The organism is Streptomyces sp. NPDC057950 (genome assembly GCF_042887295.1).
In the GTDB taxonomy this organism is placed as follows: Bacteria; Actinomycetota; Actinomycetes; order Streptomycetales; family Streptomycetaceae; genus Streptomyces; species Streptomyces kaempferi.
Genome location: NZ_JBHVPP010000022.1, coordinates 155,179 through 162,057, shown reverse-complemented (window position 1 = coordinate 162,057; position 6,879 = coordinate 155,179). Strand labels below are relative to the sequence as shown.

The following is a 6,879-nucleotide window of genomic DNA, read 5'->3' as shown; positions in this document are numbered from 1 at the left end:
CCCGCCCCGGCCGTCCGGCCCACCGAAGGTGCCACACCCGTACCGAACACCGCAGGTCCCGGACTCGGACCCGACATCCCACCCCAGCCGACACCTCAGCCGAGCAGCGCGGGTCCCCGGTTCGGGCCGGTCGTCAGACCCGCTCGTCGGCCAGGTCCCGCAGGGGCCAGGTGCCGTCGACCACCGCGTCCGCGTCGCCCTTGCGGCGCAGGAAGCTCTGGAAGTCCGCCGCCCACTCGGCGTACCACTCGATCTGACGGCGGTGCAGCTCGGCCGGGCCGAGTGCCGCGACCTTCGGGTGCCGGCCGGCTATCGCCCCGGCGAGCCGGGCCGCGGCGAGGGCGTCGGCCGAGGCGTCGTGGGCCGCGCGCAGCTCCACCCCGTACTCCGTGCAGACCGCTTCGAGGTTGCGCTTGCCGCGGCGGTAGCGGTCGACGGAGCGGTCGATCGTGTACGGGTCGATGACCGGGGCGGGGTCGCTCCCGCCGAGCCGCTCGCGCAGCGAGGGCAGCCCGTGCCTGCGCAGCTCGGCGGAGAGCAGGGTCAGGTCGAAGGCGGCGTTGTACGCGACCACCGGGACGCCCGTCTTCCAGTACCCGGCGAGGACCTCGGCGATCGCGTCGGCGACCTGGTCGGCGGGGCGGCCCTCCGCGGTCGCACGCTCGTTCGAGATCCCGTGCACCGCCACCGCGTCCGCCGGGATCGTCACGCCCGGATCGGCCAGCCACTCCCGGCGCCCCAGCGGTTCTCCGCCCTTGACCTCGATCACCGCGCCCGTGACGATGCGTGCCTCGCGCGGATCGGTCCCGGTCGTCTCCAGGTCGAAGCCGATCAGCAGCTCCTGGTGCCAGCCCATCGGCGGCCCCCCTTCTTCGTGGTGCTTTCCCCCAGTGGTCCCCACGATCGCACGAGCCACTGACAACCCGAGGACCGCGTTCCGCTTCCACCGGAGGGCGACACTTCAGGACACCGGTCGCGAATCAGCCCAAGCCACCTCGAACTCCTCGCGGTATGTCTGGAAGAGTCCCTCTTCGCCGATCTCATCCGGTTTGACCACGCGGCCACCGCCACGCAGCACCAGCACCGGCGCCTCCATGCCGCGCGCGCGACGCAGATACGACTGCACGACCGCGATGCCGTCGGAGCCGTCCCCGTCGACGAGATACGCGGTGAAGCGCGGTGTCTCGTCGTAGACCTGGATCTCGAACGCGCCCGGATCGCGCAGTCGGGCCCGGACCCTGCGCATGTGCAGGATGTTCATCTCGACGGCCCGGCTCAGCTCGCCCCGCTTGATGCCGAGTTCGCGCTCGCGGCGCTTGACCGCGCTGGAGGCCGGGTTGAGGAACAGCAGCCTGACCCGGCAGCCGGACTCGGCGAGCCGCACCAGCCGCCGCCCGGAGAAGTTCTGCACCAGCAGGTTCAGGCCGATACCGATGGCGTCGAGGCGACGGGCTCCGCCGAAGAGGTCCTCCGCGGGGAACTGCCGCAGCAGCCGCACCCGGTCGGAGTGGACCCCGACCACGTCCGCGTACCGGTCTCCGACCAGGTCCTCGACGGCGTCGACGGGCAGCCGCCGCGCGGAGGGGGTGTCGCTGCCCGCGCCGAGTATCGCCAGCAGCTTCGCGGCGGCCCGCTCGGCCTGGCTCAGCACCGCCTCGGACAGGGCCCGGTTGCGCGAGACCACGTTCCGGGTGACTTCCAGCTCGTCCAGCGCGAGTTCGACGTCCCGGCGCTCGTCGAAGTAGGGCTCGAAGCACGGCCAGTGCTGCACCATCAACTCGCGCAGCTGCGGCAGGGTGAGGAAGCTGAGCACGTTGTCGTCGGCGGGGTCGAGCAGATAGCCCTTGCGCCGGCTGACCTCGCGTACGGCGACCGCGCGCTGCACCCACTCCTGCCCGGCGGGACCGGCCGCCGCGACCACCCAGTCGTCACCGTGGACGGGTTCGTAGATGGGGCGCAGAACAGCGGCCACGACCGCGCGCAGCCGCTGTTCGACCAGGTTCAGCCAGATGTAGGCGCGCCCGGCCCGCTGGGCGCGCGTACGCACCTCGCGCCAGGCGTCGGCGCCCCAGTCCAGTTCCGGTCCGATGGATCCCATCTCCATCGGCCGTGCCAGGGACACCGCGCCGGGTGGGACATCTGTGGAGTTCCCCTCGTGACCCTCGTCACCAGGAGGCAACTCCAGCCCTCCCGAGCCCACCCGCGCACCGCCTTCCGCTCCCCCGAGCTCTCCCGTGGGGCCAGCCCCACTCAACGATCAAGGAAGGGTACTCCGGGAGCGGCGGGCGGTGCAGCCCGATGGACAGGCTGTTTCTCAACTACCGTTTTCGACATGCCCGTTCTGGTCGGCCAGTTCCGGCGGAGTGAGCGGATTCATAGCCGTGACGTCACGTGGGGCGATGGAGAATCCCTGCCAGTGGACCGGCATGGGCTGCTGGTCCTCGTCGCGCGCGATGTGGTGGAAGCCCACGTTGACCCAGACGATGGGGTGGGTGAGGGTCTGTCCGTTGACGTACTTGTCGACGGACTTGCCCGCTCCCGCTCCGCAGTTGAGCAGGTTGTTGCTGGCGAACTGCTCGCACTTCTTGTACTCGGTGAAGTACAGGTCGTGCTTGGTGAAGCCGCGGCCGAGGTACTTGGTGGTGGCACCGGGGACGATCTCGTAGGAGCGCGAGTGGTTGTCCTTGTTCTTGCCGGTGGCGCTGACCACGCGCCACCAGCGCATGTTCTTGGCGTCGCCCGCGAGCTCCTTGGTGATCTTGGTGCGGGTGGTCTTGTTGGTCGGGCCCTCGTTGCCGTTGCGGGGCGGGCTGACCACGGAGTCGTACTGCTCGATCTTGTTCTTGGAGGAGCCGTCCAGGCCGAAGTCGAGCCGCCAGAAGACGTTGTGGCTGTGGCTGGTGGCGTACGCCTTCGCACCCTTGCCGATGGGCCAGCCGCGGCCGTCGCCCGCGTCGTAGTCGCCGGGCGAGAGGCTGCCGGTGGCGCCGATGTTCATGCTGACGGCGCCGTCGTCCTGGAATCGCCATTCGGTGATGTACTCGTACCAGCCGACCTTGTTGACGGTGTAGATCAACAGGTCCTTGCCCTGGGTCTGGTAGACCTTGTTTCCCGAGTCGGCCTCCATGCGGTAGGCGTGACCACGCGAACGGGTCGTGGTGCACAGGCCGTTGACGTTCGGGTGTTGCGGGTCCCAGGCGTTGGGGATCTTCACGTTCTTGATGGTGCCGCCGGGGCACTCGCCCGGCGCCATCTTCATCAGGCCCTGGCCGAAGCCCGCGCCCGTGAGGTCGTCGTACTCGGCCTTGCCGTCGTCGTAGGGGACGTGGATCTGGCCGAGCTTGGCACTGGTGAGGACCTTGATCGGCTGGGCCTCGCCCTTGGGCTGGTACGAGATGTTCTCCAGGACGAGCCCGGCCTCGCTCTCGTAGTGCCAGCACATCCGCCAGGTGGTGCCGGTGGAGAGTTTCTGCTCGATCTTGTAGGCCGTGCTGCAACTGGCCGCCGCCGGGGCGGACTTCGGCTGAGCGACCGCCGGACCCGCGGCCGTCGTCGCGCCGACGGCCAGCGCGGCCACCGACAGGCCCACCGCCGTCCGGCTGCGGGCACGGCTGTTTCTGTTCACGCGCATGACGAAGGGACTCCTCGCGAAAGCATGCGGAAGAAGGGAGTTGGAGAGGGTGAAGGTGAGGTCGGCGCCGCTTCGAAGCGGCGGACGCGGACGTCAGCCGAGTGTGCCGACCTTGCGGGCGCTCAGGTCGATCACCAGGTCGCGGCTGTCGATCCAGGACCCGTTCCTGACCTTCGGGAAGAGCCTCACGCAGCGGTGCTCGCCGCACTTCGCGAGGAGACCGGGCTGGGCGCCCGGGGCCGCCCGGTAGACCATGCTGTTCAGCGTGAGCTGGTCGGGCGAGGTGAGTTCCTTGCCGGTGGCGTCCTTGTAGTCGGCCCGCAGTCCCGCGCCGAGCGGGTCGGCGATGAGCAGCCTGGCCGCCTCGGTCATCTCGTCACGGCCCAGCGGCGGCTGGGTCCCGTGCTGGGTGTCCGTCCTCTCCACCTTCCCGGTGTCGAGGTTGACGGTCCTGGTGACGAGCGTGTCGTTCCGGTAGTCGTAGAGCGTGACGTCCGCCCGGCGCGGCGCCGCCGGGTCGTCGAGCTCGTTCTCCTCCCGCTCGGCGAGGTCGACACCGATGCGCTGCGGGCCCCGGTCCCCTTCGACGTTCTCGCTGGAGGCGAACAACTGCCGGTTCACCGCGATCCGTTCGACGCGTGCCGTCTCGTCGTCGGTCAGCGGGTCACGGCCGGTGCCCTTGGCACCCTGCGCCGGAGCCTGTTCCACGACGCCGGGCCGTACGGCCGCCTGCCCCTGTTCCTGCCCCTGTCCCGATCCCGCCTGCCGCGGGCCGGCGCCGGCCGCGCCCCGGCCCGATTCGTCGGCCCCCGCCGAGCCCGGCAGGGTGATCCCGACCATCACGGCCGTCCCGGCCACCGCGATGGCCGCACCCGCCACCACTTTTCCCAGATGGCGGTGCACTATCTTGCGCACATTTCCCCCTACTCCCCCTGATTCCCTAGGAGCGACTTGAGTACCTCTGGTTCGGCATACGACGTATGCCTGGTCAGCGGGTAAGAGGGACGTAAGTCATAGGAGGTTCCATCACTTTCGGGGAGACTCGCTTCGGAGTCGCCCCCCGGGGCGCGGCACTACTGGGAGAGTCGTATCCATGCAGGTCTGGCCTGGTGAGGCATATCCACTCGGTGCCACGTACGACGGCGCCGGTACCAATTTCGCGGTCTTCTCGGAGGCCGCCGACCGGATCGAGCTGTGTCTGCTGCACGACGACGGCTCGGAGACGGCGGTGGAACTGCGCGAGAGCGACGCGTTCGTACGGCACGCGTACCTGCCCGGGATCATGCCCGGACAGCGGTACGGGTTCCGGGTGCACGGGCCGTACGCGCCCGAGCGCGGACAGCGCGTCAACTCCGCCAAGCTGCTGCTTGATCCGTACGCGCGTGCGATAAGTGGCTCGATCACCTGGGGCGAGGAGGTGTACGGCTATCCCTTCGGGTCTCCTGACAAGCGCAACGACCTGGACTCGGCGCCGCACACCATGACGTCCGTCGTGGTCAACCCGTACTTCGACTGGGGGGACGACCGGCGCCCGCGCACCGAGTACCACCACACCGTGATCTACGAGGCCCATGTGAAGGGCCTCACGATGCGGCATCCGGCGCTGCCCGACGAACTGCGCGGCACGTACGCGGCACTCGCACACCCCGCGATCATCGAACACCTGACGGAACTGGGGGTGACCGCACTGGAGCTGATGCCGGTGCACCAGTTCGTGAACGACCACCGTCTGGTGGAGATGGGGCTCAACAACTACTGGGGCTACAACACCATCGGCTTCTTCGCCCCGCACAACACGTACGCCTCCTGGGGCGACCGCGGCCAGCAGGTCCTGGAGTTCAAGTCGGCGGTCCGGGCGCTGCACGAGGCCGGGATCGAGGTCATCCTGGACGTGGTCTACAACCACACGGCCGAGGGCAACCACCTGGGCCCGACGCTGTCCTTCAGGGGTCTCGACAACGCCTCGTACTACCGTCTGGCGGACGATCCCCGCTACTACATGGACACCACGGGGACCGGCAACTCCCTCCTGATGCGCTCCCCGCACGTGCTCCAGCTGATCATGGACTCGTTGCGCTACTGGGTCACCGAGATGCATGTCGACGGTTTCCGCTTCGACCTCGCGGCCACCCTGGCCCGGCAGTTCCACGAGGTGGACCGGCTGTCGTCCTTCTTCGACCTGGTGCAGCAGGACCCGGTGGTCTCCCAGGTGAAGCTGATCGCCGAGCCCTGGGACGTCGGCGAGGGCGGCTATCAGGTGGGCAACTTCCCGCCGCTGTGGACGGAGTGGAACGGCAAGTACCGCGACACCGTGCGCGACCTGTGGCGCGGCGAGCCCCGCACGCTGGCCGAGTTCGCCTCCCGGCTGACGGGTTCGTCGGACCTCTACCAGGACGACGGGCGCCGCCCGCTCGCCTCCATCAACTTCGTCACCTGCCACGACGGGTTCACGCTCAACGACCTCGTCTCCTACAACAACAAGCGCAACCACGCCAACGGGGAGGACAACCGCGACGGCGAGAGCCACAACCGCTCCTGGAACTGCGGGGCCGAGGGCGAGACCGACGACGAGACCGTGCTCGCCCTGCGGGCCCGCCAGAAGCGCAACTTCATCGCGACGCTGATGCTCTCCCAGGGTGTTCCGATGCTCAGCCACGGCGACGAGTTCGCCCGCACCCAGGGCGGCAACAACAACGCGTACTGCCAGGACAGCGAGCTCGCCTGGGTGCCGTGGCCCGAGGACGGCGGCGAACTGCTCGACTTCACGCGCGCGATGGTGTGGCTGCGCCGCGACCACCCGGTCTTCCGGCGCCGCCGCTTCTTCCACGGCCGTCCCGTCCAGGGCACGCACGACGAACTGTCCGACATCGCGTGGTTCACCCCGTCGGGCGCCGAGATGACCCAGCAGGACTGGGGGGCGACCCAGACGCACGCCCTGTCCGTCTTCCTCAACGGTAACGCGATCTCCGAGCCGGGCCCGCGCGGGGAGCACATCGCCGACGATTCCTTCCTGCTCATGTTCAACGCCTCGCCGAGGACGCTGGAGTTCGTGGTGCCCGTCGACCACGGACGGCAGTGGCAGGTGGTGGTCGACACCGCCCTCCCGGAGGGGCCGGTGCCGGGCACCGGCGCCAAGGTCCAGGCCGGGGACCGGCTCACGCTGATCGACCGGAGCGTGACGGTGCTGCAGAGGCCCGCCCAGGACCTCTGACCGTCCGTTCGCGTCGCGCCGGCTGACGCCGGGGCGG

The 6,879-nt window shown here is 69.4% G+C and carries 5 protein-coding genes; 1 reads left to right on the top strand and 4 read right to left on the bottom strand.

Annotated elements, in window-relative coordinates; genetic code table 11:
• Positions 1 to 133: 133 nt before the first annotated feature.
• The 4 genes from ACFVTC_RS32145 to ACFVTC_RS32130 all read right to left on the bottom strand — a co-directional run bounded on the left by ACFVTC_RS32145 (position 134) and on the right by ACFVTC_RS32130 (position 4,546).
• Positions 134 to 856, bottom strand: a complete 723-nt coding sequence (locus tag ACFVTC_RS32145) for a 3'-5' exonuclease (protein ID WP_390131978.1) — start codon at positions 854 to 856, stop codon at positions 134 to 136.
• Between the two features lie 105 nt (positions 857 to 961).
• Entirely contained in the window at positions 962 to 2,200 is a 1,239-nt protein-coding gene (locus tag ACFVTC_RS32140; protein ID WP_390131977.1) for an SAV2148 family HEPN domain-containing protein, read from the bottom strand.
• Between the two features lie 114 nt (positions 2,201 to 2,314).
• Positions 2,315 to 3,631, bottom strand: coding sequence for a copper amine oxidase (locus ACFVTC_RS32135; protein ID WP_390131976.1), 1,317 nt, complete (start codon positions 3,629 to 3,631; stop codon positions 2,315 to 2,317).
• A 93-nt stretch (positions 3,632 to 3,724) separates the two neighbouring features.
• Positions 3,725 to 4,546 (bottom strand): Tat pathway signal sequence domain protein, encoded by an 822-nt coding sequence (locus tag ACFVTC_RS32130; RefSeq protein WP_390131975.1) that lies wholly within the window; start codon positions 4,544 to 4,546, stop codon positions 3,725 to 3,727.
• 178 nt (positions 4,547 to 4,724) lie between these two features.
• On the opposite strand from ACFVTC_RS32130, the gene glgX reads away from it, so the two are divergent.
• Positions 4,725 to 6,842, top strand: a complete 2,118-nt coding sequence (gene glgX / locus ACFVTC_RS32125; RefSeq protein WP_390131974.1) for a glycogen debranching protein GlgX — start codon at positions 4,725 to 4,727, stop codon at positions 6,840 to 6,842.
• Positions 6,843 to 6,879: the final 37 nt, after the last annotated feature.

Coding starts and splice junctions, on each gene's coding strand:
- glgX (WP_390131974.1), top strand. CDS start 4,725: ATGCAGGTCTGGCCTGGTGAGGCATATCCACTCGGTGCCACGTACGAC.
- ACFVTC_RS32145 (WP_390131978.1), bottom strand. CDS start 856: ATGGGCTGGCACCAGGAGCTGCTGATCGGCTTCGACCTGGAGACGACC.
- ACFVTC_RS32135 (WP_390131976.1), bottom strand. CDS start 3,631: ATGCGCGTGAACAGAAACAGCCGTGCCCGCAGCCGGACGGCGGTGGGC.